Consider the following 18,571-nt stretch of genomic DNA (forward strand, 5'->3'; position numbering starts at 1 on the left):
TTCCCCTAATTATTACAAATGTTAAATTCAAGTCTCCAATCACCCTGTAGTTAAATCATAGACATAATTAAATGTAAGATGCCTAATATTCAAGGAAGTCAGGAGTCAGCAGAAAACTTGATTCCATCTCCTGTCTTCTGAGTTCTCGGTATCGGTTTGGTATTTTCTAGTGTTGACCTCATTTATCACCTAGTTAGGAAAATTGCCATGACTCAAACTCAGCATCCCACAAAACTCCTGACTTTTGAAGAATTTCTCGCTTATGACGATCGCACTGATACCCGTTATGAATTAGTGGATGGAGAGCTAGTAGAAATGCCAGGGAAAAGGTTAAAGGGCAAAGGGGGAAAGGTAAATTCAAACCCTTTCCCTTTCCCCTTTCCCCCTTAACCGAAAAGTATTGAATACTGGATTGTCGATCCTGAGTTAAAACAAATCACTGTTTGTAAGTGGGTCGAAGGACAATATAAAGATACGGTCTTGAAAGGTACGGCGACCATTGCATCAGATATAGTACCTGATTGGGAATTGATAGTGGAGCAGGTATTTGCAGTGGCGAATTAATCGGGGAAGTAGAGAATAGAGAGTAGGGGTATGTTGTAAGCTGAGGTTATCAGTTAATAATTATTGAATTAAATCACGGGGTCTTTTATGCGGTTGCGTTCACTCACGGTCGTTTTTATTTCATGTCTGATTACTTTTCTATCGTGGGTGATTATTCCCCCAGCTGTAGCCCTGACACAGATTAAACTATTTGATGTCTCCTATAAAGATTGTCCGCCAGAACTAGCACAAGGGGCTGTTATCAGTAGTGGTAGCGCTGCTGCCAATTGTTTTCTTGTCGTTGGCAAAGCAGAAAATGGCACTAATAAAACAGTCTACGACGCAGATATTTTTGGACGCATCTATGATGCAAATAATGACTCGGTAATGCAAAACCGCACTCGCTTAGGCTCTATTACCGAGGTGCCACCAGGTATTAGCGATTTTGAATTGAGAATTTCTGTACCTGCGAATCAGCCTACTCCGTTGAAGCTAAAACAGTTCAAAGCTGCGGGGTTTAGCGGTCAAGTGCGTAAGTAATTCTTAATTCGTAGTATTCGCCAAAGGCGAGAAACAGGCTAGGTAATTAACGTAAGTTGCTAGTATTATCGCATAATGGTATTTTTTGATAACTAGCAACTTGGGTTAATTAGTAATTCGTAAAAAATCGTAGAGACGCTTGTATACTTAACGTCTCTACACAATTTTTTACCAAGGTAGTAATCAAAATCTTTCTATAAGGGCAGATTAGCTGGAATGGCACTCAGAAGCCCACTAACTACATTGAGTGCTAAGAAAGCTAAGATCGGCGAAAAATCCATGCCGCCCAATGGGGGAATAATTGAGCGGAATAGATTCAGATAAGGGTCAGTTATTTGGGCTAAAGCGGCAAATGGCTGGTTATACCAGTTGATTGTCGGGAACCAGGTTAGCAAAACCCGGATAATTAGCAAATAGCTATAAAAGCTGACAAAGGTAATTAGTGTCGTAATCAGTAAACTCATGGATAGCTTTGTGTCCTACTAAGTGTCAAACGCGGTCTTATCTTTTAATTTTAATTTAGTCCAAAGTCAAAAGTGTTTGCAGATTTCACGTTTACCACACTTGACACTTTCACCACGCCTGAACAAACTTCAGGAGTCTTTAGTGAGGGAGCGGTCATTGGTTGGTTGGGGTGAACTGCTATTAACATTTCCCAGTTGCTTTCGCACTTCATCAATTGTGGCATTTAGCTGGGCAATTTTATCTTCTAGCGATCGCCTGGCCGTTTCTATACCAACACTCTCACTTTCTGAGGCTTTCATCTGACGCCGCTTTGCTGCTATTTTCTTAGCTTCGGCTTGGCTATCTGTCAGTTCTGTCTCCTCTTCTATTAGCAATTCTGGCTCGCGTCGAGAAGCAATGAGTGCCCCGATAACACCGCCAAATACGCCACCAACAAACGCCCCTGCTACAAAACCACTGCCAAAACCATCTCGCTGACTCATATATTTACCGCCTTCAACAAACCTTGCAACTTTTACAGTAGTTATGCTATTTCCTGCCCTAGCTGCATACTAGCTTAAGTCCCAAAGATGCGATCGCCTGCATCTCCTAATCCCGGTACAATATATCCCCTACTGTCCAGTTTTTCGTCAATAGTAGCGGTATAAATGATTAAACCTGGATAAGCTTCACTCAATTTTTGTAAAGCTGGTGGAGCCGCTACCACACAAACAATCCGCGTTAGGGCTGGATCAGCACCCCGTTGTGTCAATTCTGCCATTGCTGCCATGATCGATCCTCCGGTTGCCAACATTGGATCGGTAACTAACACTCGTGTTTCGGGGTCAAATTTTTCTGGTAACTTGTTCAGATAACAATGAGGTTGCAGTGTCTCTTCGTCTCGCGCCAAGCCAAGGTGGTAAATCGATGCTAAAGGCAGTAAAGTCTGCGCTCCCTCTAGTAATCCTAGCCCAGCCCGCAGGATCGGCACTACTGCTATAGGCACTTGGGGATCGATTACCGTTGCTGGACAAGTATCTAAGGGACTCTGTACTGCTGTTTCTTGGGTCGGCAACCAGTCTCGTGCAGCTTCATAAGTCAGCCATCTTCCCAACTCAGTCATGGCACTGCGGAACAATACTGAAGGCGTGCCCGCATCACGGGCAACTGCTAGCCAGTGCTTGATCAGGGGATGGGGTGGAACATAAACGCGCAATTGTAGCGTCATAGCCAGAAATAGGCGCCTTTTGATTGTATAAGAACTGAAACACCATAATACTCTTTCCTGCATCCGGCTGACAGCTTAAAATTGACAATCTCAATTTTATTGATAAAGTTTTTCATTAATAGTTGACATTAATTCTCAATCAAGGCTATATTCTTATACAGTGTTCTCCTCTCTTTTAAGGATCGGCAGACGGGATTAGCCAGCAGTAGCAGGCTCGTCCCTCTTTTTTTTGATTGGGCATGGGGGATGGGGCATTGGGCATGGGGCATTAGTAAATATTGATTGACTCTAGACAAAGGATAAGGGACTCTAGACAGAGGACAAAGGACAAATGACAATTGATGCGATCGTAATTGGGTCTGGGATTGGCGGATTAGTGACAGCGACCCAGTTAGCGGCGAAGGGAGCGAAAGTGCTGGTACTGGAACGTTATTTAATTCCAGGTGGTAGCGCTGGTTATTTTGAACGCCAAGGCTATCGATTCGATGTTGGCGCATCAATGATTTTTGGGCTGGGACAGAACGGTACAACTAACTTACTCACCCGTGCATTATCAGCTGTAAATGTCAGCCAAGAAGCGATCGCAGATCCAGTACAAATTCATTATCATTTACCCCAAGGTTTAGACCTGAAGGTTGACCGGGTTTATGAAAAATTTTTGCAAAATCTTACAGTTCATTTTCCCCATGAAGAACAAGGCATTCGTCGCTTTTATGACGAATGCCAAAAAGTATTCAAGTGTCTCAACAGCATGGATTTGCTGTCGCTGGAAGAACCTCGGTATTTACTGCGCGTATTTTTCCAGCATCCTTTGGCGTGTCTCGGTTTAGCTAAGTATCTGCCCCAAAATGCCGGGGATGTGGCGCGGCGTTACATCAAAGACCCGCAATTATTGAAGTTTATCGATATGGAATGTTATTGCTGGTCGGTGGTTCCATCAGATATGACACCAATGATTAATGCTGGGATGGTCTTTTCTGACAGGCATTATGGCGGAGTTAACTATCCCAAAGGCGGAGTCGGACAAATTGCCCAAAAACTTGTAGAAGGTCTAGAGAAGGCTGGAAGTCAGATTCAGTACCAAGCTAGAGTCACCAAAATTCTTATAGAGCAGGGAAAAGCGGTAGGTGTGCAACTGGCTAATGGTAAAGTATATCGAGGTAAACGCATAGTTTCTAATGCTACACGCTGGGATACATTTACACAATTACTACCAGTAGAAGCAATGCCACATAATGAGAAAAAGTGGCAACAAAACTACCAAAAATCTCCAAGCTTCTTGAGTTTGCACATCGGGGTAAAGGAGTCAGTTTTACTTGCGGGGACAGAGTGTCACCATATTTTGCTGGAAGACTGGGAAAAGATGACAGCGCCAGAAGGCACAGTGTTTGTTTCGATTCCCACACTGCTTGACCCAGATTTAGCACCAAATGGATATCATATCATTCATGCCTTTACGCCTCACTGGATTGATGATTGGCAAGAACTTTCTCCAAGTGAGTACGAAGCAAAAAAAGAAAAGGCTGCTTGGCGAATTATTGACCGCCTAGAGAAGATTTTTCCAGGTTTAGATGCCGGATTGGATTATTTAGAAGTCGGAACACCGCGCACCCATCGCCGCTTTTTGGGTCGTGAAGATGGCACTTATGGGCCAATTCCCCGGCGTAAGTTATGGGGGTTATTAAATATGCCTTTTAATCGCACAGCTATTTCAGGACTTTATTGTGTAGGAGATAGCACTTTTCCGGGTCAAGGTTTGAATGCAGTCGCTTTTTCTGGATTTGCTTGCGCCCATCGCATTGCCGTAGATTTAGGATTTTAATTACAAAAACAGCCTCCGCAAAGAACCTAATAAGCGGATAGCTACCCTCACAATCTGAGTAACTCTCAATACGGTTTGGTTAAGAAAGTTATTTATTAAAGCGAGTTCTTTGAGCGAAGGTAGAATAAAGTGCTGGGAAAGTAAGAGTATTTAAATTTAATCTCTTCACTTTAAATGCCTCCAAACCACCTCCCCAGCTTATCTAAACCGTATTGAGATGGGTAGCAAATACAATCAAAAAGTTACTAACTTTAGTGATTTTGTTAACACAATAGCAAGTGTTGTTACTCTTGATCTGGTAGTTTTTGGTTCTGAAAATTAGCTAACTCTGATGCTAAAGTCTCTTCTAAAGCATCTAGAATTGCTTGCGGATCGACAGCTTCTTTCATTATTTGGGCCTGCGGATCGGGGCGATTTTTGACATTGGGAATATCTTGGCGTAATTCTTCAACTAAAGCGATAAGTTTTGCAATTTTCTGCTCAGAGAGCAGGTTAAGTTGAAGGCTAAGTTGTGCCCGTTGCTCTGCTAATTTTTCCTGACGCTCTTGTTTGATCAACACCCCTGTTGTTACTAACAGGGAACCTGCGGTCAGTGAAAATTGTAGCCAAGAAAATGGCGGGGGATCGAATCTTGATATGCCTAAACGTCGTGGTAAAACATTGGGTGTTACCCACAGAATAATTCCTAACAGGATGCTATATAGGAATACTGGACGACCAAAAAAGGCTGTTACCGTTTCTACAAACCGTTGATGTTGAGGTACGTCTTTTTCATAACGTCTGTGCAGGGCAATAATAGTCTCGATATTTTGACTAATCGCTTCCGGCAATGGGGCTGTGGGCAAAATGGTTTGGCAAGGTGCTGAAGATGATACTTGCGGTGAATCTTTTGGATTTGGTTTTTCTTGGGAAAACATGGACAGTTTTCTTGTAGTACTGATTTCTCTAAATCAATAACTCAAGTTTTAGCTATATATGTATACTTTTAGGTAGAAAAATATATGAAAGTATCTATAGACAGATTTTGTCAGATTGCTATTGCTGTTGAATCAAGCAGAGATATTGAAACAGAATCATAGCATCGCATTTATTGTTTCAGTATTGTATTGAGAATAAAACGCCTCAATGATATCTTGAGATTTTTGCTCTTGATACCTGACTTCAGTTGACGTACTGAACGAAACAGGTTTCGCATATAGTTTATATAGTAATTTTAACAATGCTTTAGCTACTGAAATATAATTTAAAAATTTTGTAGCTTGTAACCAGCGCAGTTACTAAATAGAAATTATGTTGATTTATTAAAACTATAGTTGATTCTATACTTTTTAGATATGTCATTCTGATGTCAATGTTATGTCAGGATAACACTCATTTTTTATGTAGTATTCCTATCGAATATCTACTGTAAATTTCGCAATAAAAGCCTTCAGTGACACAATTGTGGCATTATGGCTCACGCTGATACGCAAACGCATTCGTGCGTGGATGCAATAGATTACGCCACGCTCAAAATCGGTTCGGTTGGTTCTTTACCCTGCCTTTTCAGTGCAATTTACAAAATTTTTCATAATTGTGCTTTAATGGTGGGCGGCTTTTGTTCGTTCAAGAATTTTCCTCACACACAACGCGATCGCTGATGCTACTCACACACAAAGAAAACATTGTAAAATTTAGCTGGCTTCTACCCAGTTTCGTAAGCTTGATTCTGTTTGGCTCTACTGTTAAAGCTAATGCTGCGGTCGCTAATTGGCATTTTGATAGCAATCGCAATCATCTAGACTTCACCACAGATGAGAATGTTCAACCGAAAGTACAACTACTTACCAGCCCTACTCGTCTGGTAATTGATTTACCTGGAGTTACATTAGGATATCCACAGACTAGTCAAAGAGTGGGGCCAGTAATTAAAGACATTCGCATCGAGCAGTTTAATGCAGAGACTACCCGCATGGTAGTTACTTTAGCACCTGGCTACACCTTTGATTTAGCACAGGTGCAACTGCAAGAACAATCCCCTAACCATTGGTCTGTGCAGTTACCCAAGCCAATACGATTGACTGCAACCCAGCCGCAATATTTAGAAATAACTCCGAGTATTTCTCCAAGAGTGAATGATAATAGCACTCTCTTTGCTGGCGTGGTTCCGATGCATTCACCAATGAAAGCGCTGGAACCTCAAATTAAAGCCTTGATGAGTCGCTACAGTTTTCTGAAAACAGGAATGTTTTTTCTGGATTTGGATAGTGGGGATTATTTGGATATTGGAGGCGATCGCGTTTTCCCAGCTGCTAGTACAATCAAACTGCCAATACTCATCGCCTTTTTCCAGGATTTAGATGCTGGTAAAGTCACCCTTCAGGAAAACCTGACTATGCGGCGTGACTTAGTTACCAATGGTTCTGGAAGTATGCAATATGAACGAGTTGGTAAGAAGTACACAGCTTTGGAAACCATCACTAAGATGATTACCATTAGCGATAATACTGCCACCAACATGATTATCGATCGCTTAGGTGGAGCGGCGAAACTAAATCAGCGCTTCCGTAACTGGGGACTAAAAGACACAGTAATTCGCCATCTTTTGGCTGACTTGAGAGGAACCAACACCACAAGTTCTCAAGATATGGCGCGGGTGCTGGCTTTAGTTGTGAATAACAAGCTAGTTTCGCCGCAGAGTCGGGAGCAAGCCTTAGATATTCTGCGTCACACCACAATTCACACACTGCTTCCCGCCGGTTTGGGGAAAGGTGCAGTTATCGCCAACAAAACCGGAGATATCGGCTTTCTTATCGGCGATGCGGGATTTGTAACTATGCCCAATGGTAAGCATTACCTGGCGGCTATTTTTGTCACTCGTCCTTATAAGGACACAAGAGGGAGAGACTTTATTCGTCAAGTTTCCCGATTAGTTTACGATTATCTGAATCAGCCGAATCCAGTTGCTGCGGTTGATTCGCCTAATAGTGTTACGAGATAGCATTAAAGGCGCACAGCTAGTTGTGCGCCCCTACAGTAATTAGATAATTGTGATTTTACTTGCGGCTTTAGTAGCCTTTTCCCTAGCCTCTTGGACATTCACACCCTTTGCCAAAGCTACGCCCATTCGCCGATATGGATGAGCATTAGGTTTACCAAATAATTTAATATCTACATCTTTTTCTGACAAAGCATCGGCTACACCACCAAAAGTAATAAAATCAGATTTTTCTGAGGCTAAAATCACCGCGCTGGCTGAAGCTCCTAGCTGTTCAATATGAGGGATTGGCAAGTCTAAAATAGCTCGTAGATGTAGTTCAAATTCATTGAGATTTTGTGAGATTAATGTCACCATTCCCGTATCGTGAGGTCTAGGAGAAAGTTCTGAAAAAATCACTTCATCTTTAGTAATGAAAAATTCAACCCCAAAAATTCCGGCTCCTCCTAAAGCATCAGTAACTTTTATAGCTATTTCTTGGGATTTTAATATTTTATCTTCAGAAATTTCTGCGGGTTGCCACGATTCTTGATAATCGCCTCGTTCTTGGCGATGACCAATGGGAGAACAGAAAATTGTCGGTGCATTCCACTGTTTAATTGTCAGTAAAGTTATCTCAATTTCAAAGTTAATAAATTCTTCGACGATGACCTTTTGACTGTCACCTCTAGAATTAGCGATCGCATAATTCCAAGCTTTCTCAACTTCACTCTTATCCTGCACTACAGATTGACCTTTCCCAGATGATGACATCACAGGTTTAACAACATTGGGAAAGCCAATTTTATCTGAAATTGCAATCAATTCTTCTAGAGTTGTTGCATAACCATATTTAGCTGTTCTAATGCCCAATTCTTGATGTGCCAGTTCCCGAATTCTATCGCGGTTCATTGTATAGTTAGTAGCAGCCGCAGTCGGTATAACTGTAATCCCTCGCTGTTCAAATTCGATCAGTTTTTCTGTTCGGATTGCTTCAATTTCTGGTATAATAATATCTGGTTGATGTTTTGTCACTACAGCTTCTAAATCATCAGCACTGAGCATAGAAATAACTTCATAAGCATCAGCAACCTGCATCGCCGGAGCATTGGCATAGCGGTCAACGGCAATTACATAATTACCAAGACGTTGAGCTGCGATCGCAAATTCTTTGCCTAGTTCTCCTGAACCCAGCAACATCAATTTTTGGGGCAACTTAATACTCATTAACTTATCCAGGTCAATATCAATTCAATCATCTTATAATTTTTTGTGTTTTCATTACTAACTTCTCAAGAATTAAATATAGCTTTGCGTAGTTCTAAATCTTGACGTTGTAGATGATTTAAACCAATACCTACGCCAAACTGACACTTATCTACTAGAGTCTCTAACCAAATAGTCTTGTTCAGAGTTGCACCTCGCAAATCTGCATTTCTCAAGTCGGCTTTCGTAAAATTTACAAATAAAAGGTCTGCATTGACTAAACTACTACCTTGTAGATTTGCTTCTGACAAATTCCCTCGGATGAAGTTGACACCATCTAAAATTAAACCAGATAAATCTGCTCCCATAAGATTAGGAAACTTTAGCTGACTGGGATATTTAAAAAATCGCATTATACAGATGATATTAGCTTCATTTAGTTGAATTTTAGTTAAAAAGTCATAACGAGCGATGCCCAGTTGCTTAAGAATTTGTAGGCGTTGTAGGGGACTTTGTTCTAAAAACTGAATAGCTGTATAGCGTAGGTCTTGAGTAGAGATATTTAACATGATTTTCAGATTGTTGTGATACTTGTATCAATACAAATAATAGATAATATAGCAGTCTTACAGCATTCATAAAAAACAAAAACCCCAATTTCTTTGAGAAATTGAGGTTCTAAGTTTATTGATAACTACCTAGTAGTTCGCCAAGTAAACTTGGCGGGGTAAAGGGGAACGGGGAAGGGAGAAAGGGTTTAAATCCCTTACCCTTTTCCCTTTCCCCTTTCCCCAGTCCTCACTTAGCATTTTTGGGTTGGCAGACTACTAGCTAGTTATGCTAATAATGCTTTCGTAGCAGATTCGCCTGCTAATCTCACTTGCCTTGTCAACTGCAAGTTTAACCATCCTAGAAAAGTTAACTCAGCGAGGAATGCCATAAAAATTGTTGTCGTTCCAGAGCCTTGTATACCAGCCCAAGGAAAAGTTGAAAACAGCCATACAGTAGACATCACAGTAGACACCTGTGATGTGATGCCGATAAATTCTAAAATTATCGGTGGTAGGAACACTGCTGCACCTATAATCCGAATTGCCCAGAAAGAACGTTTGGGAGTTTTCAGCAAAAGTATCAATTGGGCGATGGTAGCGTAAATCATGATTACGCTGATAGACAAAGCTATAGCTAAAAGTACTTTAAACCTGTCAACATCGTTACCCAGCCAAGTTTGGTCATTGTTGGTATCAAAAATAGATGTAAATGAAATCCAAACTATCCAGGGGATAGTAACAATTGTAAGATTAATTGCGATCGCCACGAGTGCAGGGCTTTTTTCAGCCCAAATTAGATCCTGCCAAATACTCTTCTGGCTAGAAACTCCCTGATGTCGATATCTTGCCCAATCTTGTACATCTTGACGGTGAGGGGAAAGAACTGCAATTAAACTTAAAATCAACACTAAGTTGTACGATGCTAGTAAAATGTAATTTTCCCCGACTTGTCGATCTAATGTGTAACTATTTTCACCAATTTGCAGAGTAAAACCCCAGAACATCAACTGGCAAAATGCTACTAACAAATAACTTTGTTTCTTGCTAATTATTGAGGCTTGAGGATTACGGAAGCAGCGTTTAAGAATTTGCAAAATTCCGTAAGTGCATAATCCCAAATTTAATAAATGAAAGCCAACAACACTAATAATATTTCTCCCTAATGGTAAATAGAAAAACTGCAATTTTTTAATATCCGAGCCATTGGAGAGATTAAATAAGTTAGGGAATAGATAATTAGTTGTATCCCAAGGATTAAAAAGTCTAAACCAAGCAATGGAATTATTTAAACTATTGTTATAAGACGATGCAAGTAACATCGTTATGAACAAAAACATAAAAATTAAACCACTAACTAATAAACCTAACAAAGGCTGAGAACCACTAAATGAACGACTAAATAAGCTAAGTAGTAGTGCAGCGCTGTAAAAGAAAACACAACTAGCAGCAAGAATTGCATAGTAAGCCAAAATGTAACTAAAAGCAATTTTGGCAGAAAGCCCAGCCCATAAATGTAAAGGAACTGCTACTAAAATCATGAGATAAATTAAACTCGGAACTCCTAGCAACTTGCCAGTCAATATACTTGTTTCTGATTGGGGACTAAGACGGATAAAGTTGAGTGTGCCGCGAGTTTCTTCTTTAGCGAAATCATTGATTAGCAAATAAGTTCCTGCAACTAGTAGTGTAAATAGAAAAATTACACTAAATGTTAAGAATATATATTCCCAATGATCTCGCCACCACAACTGCCAATTAATTTGATTTTGGGGACAAAAGTTTTTTGAGAAGAAATAATTTAATTCATCAATTTTAGATTGATTGGATTCTTTAAAAATCTGTGTTTGTTGCGATTCATATATTTGACGCAAATGACAGTATGTACCAGTTAGGGAGTATTGATTATCAGGAGGATTACTTAAATGATATAAACTAACTACCAGTTGCAATAGTAAAGATGTCACAACTACGATCGCTACATTAACAAATTTAAATTGTCCTTTGAGTTCGCGGAATAATTGCGGATTCCAATCGCCGATTTTGTCTATTAAATTGAACATAGGATGAAAAATTTCTCCAAAAATAGTGAGTGAGATTTATTGATAAATCAAGATGCTTGTTTGTGACCTAATTTTAAGAAAATACTTTCTAAGTCTTCTTGCGTGCAGTGAAAATCAGTTAAAGGAATACCCGCTTTAATTAGCGATCGCAATAACTCGGCACTATCTTCATCTTTGCCGGAAAAATTCACTCTCACACTGTTTTTTCCTGATATAACCTCCCATTCTTCTACTAAAGGATGATGTTTAAGTTCGTTCAAAAGTGTCTCTAAGTTTCCTAGAGTTGATAATACAATTTGCTGATGGGCTAGACGTTGATAAAGTTGCTGTAGGGAAGTACTTTCTACTAAAAAGCCAAGTTCCATAATTCCTACAGAAGTACAAATTTCCGCTAAATCGCTGAGAACGTGGGAGGAAATGATGACAGTCATTCCAGCTTCTTGCAAAGCCTTAATAATTTCGCGAAAGTGCATCCTCGCAATAGGATCGAGACCAGAAACAGGCTCATCTAGTAATAGTAAAATTGGTTCGTGGATAATGGTTCGCGCTAAACTTAAACGCTGTTTCATTCCCCTCGACAGAGTAGAAATCTGACTATTGCGTTTATTACCAAGTTGAATAAGTTCTAAAACTTCATGTAAGCGTTTAGTGCGGCGCGGTTCTCGCAAACGATATAAACGCGCAAAGTAATCTAAGTAATCCCAGACTGTCAAATCCTCATATAGTGGGTAGTCATCGGGTAAATAGCCAAGATGACGCTTAAGTTTGAGGTTACTGTTGTCACGGATGAGGCGATCGCCATTAATATAAATCTCACCCGCAGTTGCTTCCTCAGCAGTCGCCAACATTCGGATGAGAGTTGTTTTACCCGCGCCATTCGGCCCAATCAGTCCATAAACTTCCCCCGTCTGGATTTCTAAATCAACATCATTGACAGCAACATGTCGGTCAAATTGCTTAGTGAGTCCACGGGTACAAATTGTTAATTCTTTTACCATCGCTGCTAGGGTGCGGCTTGTAATTAACCGCTAACCTAACTTTTTTTACAGCTTTTGTCAGGATGGTTTCATAAATTGAAACTGAATCTAAGAAAATTGGCTACATAAAAAAGTAGATAAGGCTTATGCCCTACCTACTTTTTAATTCTTATTCTGCTATTTATGAAATCTTTGCAAATCAAACCTTGACTCTTTGCTTTAGTCTCAAGTTATTTCTGATAGTGGTGGGATGACGTTATTAATTCCATTACCAGATGAACCGCTAACTGCATAACGGTATTCGGGAACTGGATATCCAGCTTCGCTAAAGGTTTCACGAATAACTTTATTAGTGTCGAAGTAAACTTGCCAGTAATGGTCATTATTGCAATAAGGACGTACTGCTAGTACAGGCCCTGCGAAATTGAAAGTCTGAATTTCTACATCCGGTGCTGGATTTTGGAGAACATTAGGAATTTGGCTGATTTTCGCCTTTAAAAGTGCGATCGCTTCGTTATGTTTCACTTCATGATGGAGTTGAGCTACCAGATCAACCCGACGGTAAGGATTGGCAGAATAATTCTGGATATTATCAGCAAAGATTTTATTATTGGCAACAATCGTCAATACGTTATCAGGTGTATTAATACTAGTTGTGAACAGCCCAAGTTCTGTAACAGTGCCTGTGACACCTGCTGTTGTAATGAAATCACCAACTTTGAATGGTCGAAAAACGATTAAAAATGCTCCTGCTGCAAAGTTTGCTAGTAGTCCCCCCCATGCTGCACCAATTGCAATACCTGCTCCTGCAAGCAATGCCGCAAAGGAAGTTGTTTCAACCCCAAAGAAGCCGAGAATTGCTACAACTAGAACAATTCTTAACGTAACACCAATGATATTCAGAAGATAGTTAATCAGTGTTGGATCGACGTGTTGACCTCGGAAAGCACGTCGCGCTAGCTTCAATGCAAAATCAATCAAGCGTTGAGCAACCAACCACAGAGCGATCGCACCTAAAACTTTCAGTCCAAACTGAGTTAAAAGTTGACTAGCAACTAGGCTAATTTGTCTGAAATCCATAACTTTTTTGTTTGTAAATTATTAAACACAATAAACATACAAGAAATTAAATCAAAATGATATATCAATACTTTTTTTTTAATTTTTGTGTAATGTGCAGCAGATAGCAAACTGTTCTCGGAGGATGTCTGAACAGTTTTGGGCAAATATATTTCTTGCAGGATTATCTACTTTTTGGCTTGTTGCTGTTTTTTTCGCTCCTTAATTCGAGCAAAGATATCATCGATATTGGTATTTCCCAAGGTTTAATCCTTGTCTAGTGTATAATTTTTTCTCCGGCTCTCAAATTGCTTTATAAATCGCGCCATACCAGCATGACCAAGTTTTTTAGTCAGGCTTTTATAGCGCTTCCTATGCTCGTGAAGTATAGCTAGACTTTATATATAAAACCTTTCAACTTTGAGGATGTGCCTCATTTGATCGAGAACCGCTATATTCCCAACCGCTTAATCTCAGCTTGATTATGTGCGTGTTGGTCAACGACTATGAGACTATCTATTCCTAAAGAGGTTACAGGTGTCAAGCAAAAAAATCGGTTTTTGGTCTGTGTGGGCATTAGGTGTAGGCGGCATTGTCGGTGGACTTTTTCCAGCGCTGGGAGTAGTAATTCAAATAGCTAATGTAGGCGCACCACTAGCATTTGCGATCGCCGGGACAATAGCTTTGATAACTACTTATGCTTATGCAAAACTTTCGTTAGCTCATCCATGTCGAGGCGGGACAGTAACCTTCTTAAACCAGGCTTTTGGTTCGGGACTGTTTAGTGGGACACTGAATCTTCTACTATGGTTTAGCTATGTAGTTATGCTTTCCTTTTACTTGCAGGCTTTTGGTAGTTATGGAGTTAGCCTGTTTACATCTACTCAACCTATTTGGAAGCATTTACTAATTAGCTTGGCAATTTTAGGGACAACTGGATTAAATCTACTAACTGCCAATCATATTGGTAAATCTCAAATCTGGATTGTCAGCTTCAAACTGGGAATTTTGATACTTTTCATTATTATGGGAAGTAGTCATATTGACATTTCCCGTCTAGAACCAGTCTCAGTATCGTCGCTACCGTCAATTTTTGCAGGAGCAATAGCGATCTTTTTGTCTTATGAAGGTTTTGAGCTAATCGCCAATGCAGCAGAGGATCTTGTCAATCCCAAGCATACTTTGCCACGAGTTTATTACTCTGTAATCGGGTTCGTTATTTTACTTTACGTTTTAATAGCATTGGTTACATTGGGAGCAGAACCAATAGAACAGATTTTGGCAGCAAAAGACTATGCTTTGGCTGAAGTTGCCAAACCAATTATGGGGCAATTTGGATCTGTTTTGATTACTATTGCTGCTGTTTTCTCAACTATCTCAGCTAGTAACGCAACACTCTACGGTTCAGCTAGGTTTAGCACTATTATTGCTAAATCTAGGGGGTTTGATGGCAGCCAAATAAATGGCATAGCTCAATCTTCAATTGGCTTGTTTATTACTAGTGGTATCACTCTCATAATCGCCAATTTTTGCGATCTAAATCGGATCTCAACGATGGGTAGTGCTGGGTTTCTCCTGATATTTGCTGCGGTTAATTTAGCTAATGCTCGTATGCATCGTTATACGAAAAGCAAACAATGGATTTCACTTCTAGGGACTGGAATATGTTTGGTGGCACTAGGGATGTTAATTTGGTTTGCTTTGCAAACAGATCCACAAACTGTCTGGGTTTTAGTGTTGATGGTAGGAGTAGCCATAGGCATCGAAGTAATCTACTACCTGTCAAACAACCGACAGCTACATCTTTGAAGAAGCTTTGCTCAACTCTAAAATGTTTTTGTAATAGTCCACGTTCAATACTTTTCGGTTAAGGGGGAAATGAGAGGAAAGGTTTGAATTCACCTTTCCCCCTTACCCTTTAACCTTTTCCCAGACCAAAAGAGAGATTGTTAGGCTTATCCGAAAAGTATTGAGTCCACGTTTGGATTAATTTAACTTGAATTCGCTAACAGTGCCTTCTCTGTTAGCAGATCGTTTGCTTGAGATTTTCATTATGAATCATTTCTTAAAGGTGATTTAGGAATGGCTCATAAACGGTAACTTTATCTGGAAAGTTGAGCCTTTACCCTCATTGCTCATCACATGAATGTTACCGCCGTGAGCCTGGACAATTTGTTGAGCGATCGCTAATCCCAACCCAAATCCGCCGCTTTCTCTGGCACGTTCTGTATCAACTCGGTAAAAGCGATCGAAAATGTAAGGTAAATCTGCCTCTGGAATTCCAATTCCAGTATCAATAACCTGAATTACTGCCCGATCTGGGTGAGATTCTAAGCGTAACCAGACAGTTCCACCAGATGGAGTGTAATTACAGGCGTTATTGAGCAAGTTTTCAATAGCTAACCGCAGCAAATCGGGGTCAGCCCACAACTTAACGGGTTGTTCTGGTAAATGGCCGATCAACTCAAGCGACGCTTTTGCAGCAAAAGTATGGTAATGAATAGCTAAATTCTCTAGCAAGCTATTAAGATTAACCTTTTTGAGAGATTCGGGAGTTAATTTTCCCTGATGCCGAGCCAACAGCAGTAGGTTATTAACCAAGGTACTCATCGACTTAGCGCTATCGATGATGTTCTCCACTGTGGGATGGATTTGGGGATGGTCTGCTGCCATTAGTAACCCAACTTGGGCATTGGTCAAAATCGCAGAAAGGGGCGATCGCAACTCATGAGAGGCATCTGATGTAAAGCGTTGGAGTTGGTTATAAGCTTGCTGAACGGGTTGCATAGCTATGCCACCAAGTACCCAACCTGTAAGTCCAATTAACCCCAGTGCTACAGGTACAGCCAGGGTCAACATTAACTGAAATTCTCGGAGATCGTTTTGAGTTTCTGTCAGAGGGATAGCAACTTGCAGATAACCGATGACCGAATTTCCTCCTTGAACAGGTAACGTGACTTGACGAAGCCAAAGCGTCTCACCTGTAAACTGGTCAACAGACTTAATCGTGAGAAACTCAGATGCTATTCCCAACTTTTCTGGAGGTGGAGTACCAAAAAACCGCTTGAGTTTGCCATACGGGTCATACCAGCGAACATAGACCAGTTCAATATCAGCAGGGTGAGAACCACTACCTAATAGCGGTATATTGCTCAAATCGACTTCTTTTTGTCCTTGATACAGCCGATACTGCGAACTGGCTGCCATTAGCTCTGCTCTTTTATAAAGCAGTTGATCTAATGCTTTGAGCTTGTCTTTTACCTCAAGATTGTAAATGACTCCAGCAAAGAGAATCAGAATGCACCCCATTGAAAGGGTAAACCAACGAGCTAAGTTACGACGACTGCGGTTAAACACAACTTATACTATGGCAGGGAACAGGGGCAGGGGGCAGGGGGCAGGGAGCAGGGGGCAGGGGGTAGGTATCTTCCTTGTCCTCCTTGTCCTCCTCATCCCCCAGTCCCCAGTCCCCAGTCCCCAATGCCCAGTCCCTTTTACGATGGTTCTGGAGGGTTGAGGCGATACCCCATGCCGTAAACAGTTTCAATCCAATCGGCTGCTGCTAATGTTTGCAGACGTTGGCGAAGTTTACGAACTAGAACGGTGATTGCATTGCTTTCTGGCTCACTACCCCACTCCCATACAGCTTGCTCAATCTGGTTGCGAGTCAGGACTTGCTTAGGATGACGCATGAAGTACTCTAGCAACTGAAATTCTTGGCTGGAAAGGGATACGATCGCTCCTTGTCGCTCCAAAATTAGTCTATCAAGATGAAGTTCGAGGTCTGCCAAGCAGAGGGTGTCTCCTTGCCAAAGGGGCGATCGCCTCCTCAATGCCCGCACCCGTGCCATGAACTCCACGATATCAATCGGTTTGACGAGGTAATCATCAGCTCCGGCATCTAATCCTATGACTTTATCGGGTGTGGTATCTTTTGCCGTAATCATTAATACGGGAGCTGTTTTTCCCGCCGCCCGATACTGTTGACACAAACTCACTCCACTAATCCGAGGTAACATCCAATCCAAAATCAGCAGGTCATATTCTTTTTCAGCCAAAAGCCATTGAGCGGTTTCACCATCCTTGACACCATCGACGCTGTGTCCCGCCTGAGAGAGAACCATTTGCAGCGGCATTAATTGCTTTGGATCGTCCTCTACCAGTAAGATTTTCATCACCTTTATACACTTGTGCTTGTTTAGAATAATCTATTGAAGCAATCTCAACGTCTTTCATCAGTAAGATTTCAGAGGATTGTCTACCCCATTAGGATATAGATGAAGTATGACCTAGTGGTCTGCCAACCCAAAATGCTAGGTGAGGTCTGGGGAAAGGGGAAAGGTTAAGGGATTTAAAACCTTTCCCCCTGCCCCTTATCCCCAGAGGGGGCCCCACCTTCCCCCTTACCCTTTACCCCGCCAAGTTCACTTGGCGAACTACTAGCAAAATCAGAAGCAGGTGTAGTGTGTGGCGTATTAGTAGACGTTGGCTGCAAGGGCTGGGATTAGAGTTTTGGTTGCCTCTACCACTGGTAGCGATCGTGTTTTGGCTTGGCTGTAATTTCATCGCGGCTCAAGAGTTAAGGCGACCTTACTCCACCGAGAAAAAACTTCAGTCAGATACTCAGCTTGAAGCACGGGTATCAGTCAATGTGTTGCTCATTAACGCTGCTGTCAATCGAACTAAAAAAATTACCCAGGTAGAAGTAGAAACAGCAGACCCCATCTTGAAGCGGTTGGAATTAGAACTTCCAACAATAGAATTCAGCCAAATAGAAGCGACAATTGCCCAAGAACTAGGTCTACCCCGTCAGGATGTTAGGAAGTTAGTGCGCTATGAAATTGTGGAATAACATAATAATAGTTGCGATTGAACACCTCCCAATTTGCACGCTGATTCCTTGTCCTTTAGTTGCTTACTTTTTATAACAATGGAATTTGATTTTAATAATTTAGAGCCATTATTAGCGACTTTAACTAATCTTTTTGCAAACGCTGGCTCTGCAAAACAGGTAGCGGTACTTGCAGAGGCGACGGCCAAGATTGTGCAAATAGATTATGACAACTGGAACGGTGGAACTGAAATTTATAGGTTCTTCAGTACTTGTTATGCTTAACTAATAGTTGGTATACCAATTTAACAAGCATCTAACTCGAAAATTTTCAAAATTTCTAAATCCATACCC

At 41.0% G+C, this 18,571-nt stretch carries 17 protein-coding genes; 6 read left to right on the forward strand and 11 right to left on the reverse strand.

What is annotated here, in order from left to right; genetic code table 11:
- Positions 1 to 207: 207 nt before the first annotated feature.
- Together V7K45_RS27615 and V7K45_RS27620 are read left to right on the forward strand one after the other, a co-directional pair.
- On the forward strand, positions 208 to 390 hold the full coding sequence (locus tag V7K45_RS27615; protein ID WP_335008338.1) for a hypothetical protein: 183 nt from the start codon (positions 208 to 210) through the stop codon (positions 388 to 390).
- Positions 391 to 651: 261 nt separating this feature from the next.
- The gene (locus V7K45_RS27620) at positions 652 to 1,083 is read left to right on the forward strand and encodes a biotin carboxylase (RefSeq protein WP_322702877.1); all 432 of its coding nucleotides are present in this window, start codon (positions 652 to 654) and stop codon (positions 1,081 to 1,083) included.
- Between the two features lie 194 nt (positions 1,084 to 1,277).
- Here the strand turns inward: V7K45_RS27620 and V7K45_RS27625 are convergent, their stop codons facing one another.
- The 3 genes from V7K45_RS27625 to upp form a co-directional block, all read right to left on the reverse strand.
- A complete protein-coding gene (locus V7K45_RS27625; RefSeq protein WP_322695761.1) occupies positions 1,278 to 1,547 on the reverse strand; it encodes a YggT family protein in 270 nt (89 codons plus the stop codon).
- Positions 1,548 to 1,676: 129 nt separating this feature from the next.
- On the reverse strand, positions 1,677 to 2,030 hold the full coding sequence (locus tag V7K45_RS27630; RefSeq protein ID WP_335008341.1) for a hypothetical protein: 354 nt from the start codon (positions 2,028 to 2,030) through the stop codon (positions 1,677 to 1,679).
- Positions 2,031 to 2,104: 74 nt separating this feature from the next.
- Positions 2,105 to 2,755: a uracil phosphoribosyltransferase gene (gene upp / locus V7K45_RS27635; protein WP_335008343.1), complete on the reverse strand. Its 651-nt coding sequence runs from the start codon at positions 2,753 to 2,755 to the stop codon at positions 2,105 to 2,107.
- Positions 2,756 to 3,086: 331 nt separating this feature from the next.
- Between upp and crtH the strand changes: the two genes are divergently transcribed.
- Positions 3,087 to 4,577, forward strand: coding sequence for a carotenoid isomerase (gene crtH, locus V7K45_RS27640; RefSeq protein WP_335008345.1), 1,491 nt, complete (start codon positions 3,087 to 3,089; stop codon positions 4,575 to 4,577).
- A 284-nt stretch (positions 4,578 to 4,861) separates the two neighbouring features.
- Here crtH and V7K45_RS27645 read toward each other — a convergent pair whose 3' ends face one another.
- Positions 4,862 to 5,494 carry a DUF1003 domain-containing protein gene (locus tag V7K45_RS27645; protein WP_335008347.1) on the reverse strand — a complete coding sequence of 211 codons (633 nt, stop codon included), beginning with the start codon at positions 5,492 to 5,494 and terminating at the stop codon, positions 4,862 to 4,864.
- Between the two features lie 722 nt (positions 5,495 to 6,216).
- On the opposite strand from V7K45_RS27645, the gene V7K45_RS27650 reads away from it, so the two are divergent.
- On the forward strand, positions 6,217 to 7,557 hold the full coding sequence (locus tag V7K45_RS27650; RefSeq protein WP_335008367.1) for a serine hydrolase: 1,341 nt from the start codon (positions 6,217 to 6,219) through the stop codon (positions 7,555 to 7,557).
- Between the two features lie 39 nt (positions 7,558 to 7,596).
- On the opposite strand, the gene purT is transcribed toward V7K45_RS27650, so the two are convergent.
- The 5 genes from purT to V7K45_RS27675 all read right to left on the reverse strand — a co-directional run bounded on the left by purT (position 7,597) and on the right by V7K45_RS27675 (position 13,407).
- Positions 7,597 to 8,760: a formate-dependent phosphoribosylglycinamide formyltransferase gene (gene purT / locus V7K45_RS27655; protein ID WP_335008349.1), complete on the reverse strand. Its 1,164-nt coding sequence runs from the start codon at positions 8,758 to 8,760 to the stop codon at positions 7,597 to 7,599.
- A 65-nt stretch (positions 8,761 to 8,825) separates the two neighbouring features.
- Positions 8,826 to 9,308 carry a pentapeptide repeat-containing protein gene (locus V7K45_RS27660; RefSeq protein ID WP_335008351.1) on the reverse strand — a complete coding sequence of 161 codons (483 nt, stop codon included), beginning with the start codon at positions 9,306 to 9,308 and terminating at the stop codon, positions 8,826 to 8,828.
- Positions 9,309 to 9,574: 266 nt separating this feature from the next.
- Positions 9,575 to 11,350 carry an ABC transporter permease subunit gene (locus V7K45_RS27665; protein WP_335008353.1) on the reverse strand — a complete coding sequence of 592 codons (1,776 nt, stop codon included), beginning with the start codon at positions 11,348 to 11,350 and terminating at the stop codon, positions 9,575 to 9,577.
- 47 nt (positions 11,351 to 11,397) lie between these two features.
- Positions 11,398 to 12,348: an ABC transporter ATP-binding protein gene (locus V7K45_RS27670; protein ID WP_335008355.1), complete on the reverse strand. Its 951-nt coding sequence runs from the start codon at positions 12,346 to 12,348 to the stop codon at positions 11,398 to 11,400.
- 204 nt (positions 12,349 to 12,552) lie between these two features.
- Positions 12,553 to 13,407 carry a mechanosensitive ion channel family protein gene (locus tag V7K45_RS27675; protein ID WP_335008357.1) on the reverse strand — a complete coding sequence of 285 codons (855 nt, stop codon included), beginning with the start codon at positions 13,405 to 13,407 and terminating at the stop codon, positions 12,553 to 12,555.
- Positions 13,408 to 13,923: 516 nt separating this feature from the next.
- Here V7K45_RS27675 and V7K45_RS27680 point away from each other — a divergent pair.
- A complete protein-coding gene (locus V7K45_RS27680; protein WP_335008359.1) occupies positions 13,924 to 15,195 on the forward strand; it encodes an APC family permease in 1,272 nt (423 codons plus the stop codon).
- A gap of 267 nt (positions 15,196 to 15,462) precedes the next feature.
- On the opposite strand, the gene V7K45_RS27685 is transcribed toward V7K45_RS27680, so the two are convergent.
- Both V7K45_RS27685 and rppA read right to left on the reverse strand, forming a co-directional pair.
- The gene (locus V7K45_RS27685; RefSeq protein WP_335008361.1) at positions 15,463 to 16,743 is read right to left on the reverse strand and encodes a sensor histidine kinase; all 1,281 of its coding nucleotides are present in this window, start codon (positions 16,741 to 16,743) and stop codon (positions 15,463 to 15,465) included.
- A 137-nt stretch (positions 16,744 to 16,880) separates the two neighbouring features.
- Entirely contained in the window at positions 16,881 to 17,561 is a 681-nt protein-coding gene (gene rppA, locus V7K45_RS27690; protein ID WP_292723872.1) for a two-component system response regulator RppA, read from the reverse strand.
- 290 nt (positions 17,562 to 17,851) lie between these two features.
- On the opposite strand from rppA, the gene V7K45_RS27695 reads away from it, so the two are divergent.
- On the forward strand, positions 17,852 to 18,238 hold the full coding sequence (locus V7K45_RS27695; RefSeq protein WP_335008363.1) for a hypothetical protein: 387 nt from the start codon (positions 17,852 to 17,854) through the stop codon (positions 18,236 to 18,238).
- Positions 18,239 to 18,571: the final 333 nt, after the last annotated feature.

Origin of the sequence: Nostoc sp. (assembly GCF_036917375.1) — a bacterium.
In the GTDB taxonomy this organism is placed as follows: domain Bacteria; phylum Cyanobacteriota; class Cyanobacteriia; order Cyanobacteriales; family Nostocaceae; genus Nostoc.